The 1,656-nt window shown below is 53.4% G+C and carries 1 rRNA gene; it reads left to right on the top strand.

Annotation, left to right across the window (positions count from 1 at the left end):
- Nucleotides 1-75: 75 nt before the first annotated feature.
- Nucleotides 76-1,639 (top strand): 16S ribosomal RNA (locus tag ABC228_RS18995).
- The last annotated feature ends 17 nt before the right edge of the window (nt 1,640-1,656 follow it).

Raw genomic sequence — 1,656 nt, 5'->3', positions numbered from 1 at the left:
AAAAGAAATACAGAAGCTAGCGCTTCTTTGCTAAGAAACAACCTATAATTGATTGGTGTCAATTATAGACAAACTTTTTTGGAGAGTTTGATCTTGGCTCAGGACGAACGCTGGCGGCGTGCCTAATACATGCAAGTCGAGCGCGTGAAACACTTCTGACCCCTTCGGGGTGACGAAGTGTGGATCGAGCGGCGGACGGGTGAGTAACACGTGGGCAACCTGCCTGTAAGACTGGGATAACTTCGGGAAACCGGAGCTAATACCGGATAAAACTTATTACCACATGGTGACAAGATGAAAGGCGGCGTAAGCTGTCACTTACAGATGGGCCCGCGGCGCATTAGCTAGTTGGTGAGGTAACGGCTCACCAAGGCAACGATGCGTAGCCGACCTGAGAGGGTGATCGGCCACACTGGGACTGAGACACGGCCCAGACTCCTACGGGAGGCAGCAGTAGGGAATCTTCCGCAATGGACGAAAGTCTGACGGAGCAACGCCGCGTGAGTGATGAAGGTTTTCGGATCGTAAAACTCTGTTGTTAGGGAAGAACAAGTGCAAGAGTAACTGCTTGCACCTTGACGGTACCTAACCAGAAAGCCCCGGCTAACTACGTGCCAGCAGCCGCGGTAATACGTAGGGGGCAAGCGTTGTCCGGAATTATTGGGCGTAAAGCGCGCGCAGGCGGTCCTTTAAGTCTGATGTGAAAGCCCACGGCTTAACCGTGGAGGGTCATTGGAAACTGGAGGACTTGAGTACAGAAGAGGAGAGTGGAATTCCACGTGTAGCGGTGAAATGCGTAGAGATGTGGAGGAACACCAGTGGCGAAGGCGACTCTCTGGTCTGTAACTGACGCTGAGGCGCGAAAGCGTGGGGAGCGAACAGGATTAGATACCCTGGTAGTCCACGCCGTAAACGATGAGTGCTAGGTGTTAGGGGGTTTCCGCCCCTTAGTGCTGAAGTTAACGCATTAAGCACTCCGCCTGGGGAGTACGGCCGCAAGGCTGAAACTCAAAAGAATTGACGGGGGCCCGCACAAGCGGTGGAGCATGTGGTTTAATTCGAAGCAACGCGAAGAACCTTACCAGGTCTTGACATCCTCTGACAACCCTAGAGATAGGGCTTTCCCTTCGGGGACAGAGTGACAGGTGGTGCATGGTTGTCGTCAGCTCGTGTCGTGAGATGTTGGGTTAAGTCCCGCAACGAGCGCAACCCTTGATCTTAGTTGCCAGCATTTAGTTGGGCACTCTAAGGTGACTGCCGGTGACAAACCGGAGGAAGGTGGGGATGACGTCAAATCATCATGCCCCTTATGACCTGGGCTACACACGTGCTACAATGGATGGTACAAAGGGCAGCGATACCGCGAGGTGAAGCAAATCCCATAAAACCATTCTCAGTTCGGATTGCAGGCTGCAACTCGCCTGCATGAAGCCGGAATCGCTAGTAATCGCGGATCAGCATGCCGCGGTGAATACGTTCCCGGGCCTTGTACACACCGCCCGTCACACCACGAGAGTTGGTAACACCCGAAGTCGGTGAGGTAACCTTTTGGAGCCAGCCGCCTAAGGTGGGACCAATGATTGGGGTGAAGTCGTAACAAGGTAGCCGTATCGGAAGGTGCGGCTGGATCACCTCCTTTCTAAGGATATTACCGAA

Origin of the sequence: Ornithinibacillus xuwenensis (genome assembly GCF_039614845.1) — a bacterium.
Classification (GTDB): Bacteria; Bacillota; Bacilli; order Bacillales; family Amphibacillaceae; genus Ornithinibacillus; species Ornithinibacillus xuwenensis.
This window is presented reverse-complemented; position numbering and strand designations above follow the sequence as displayed.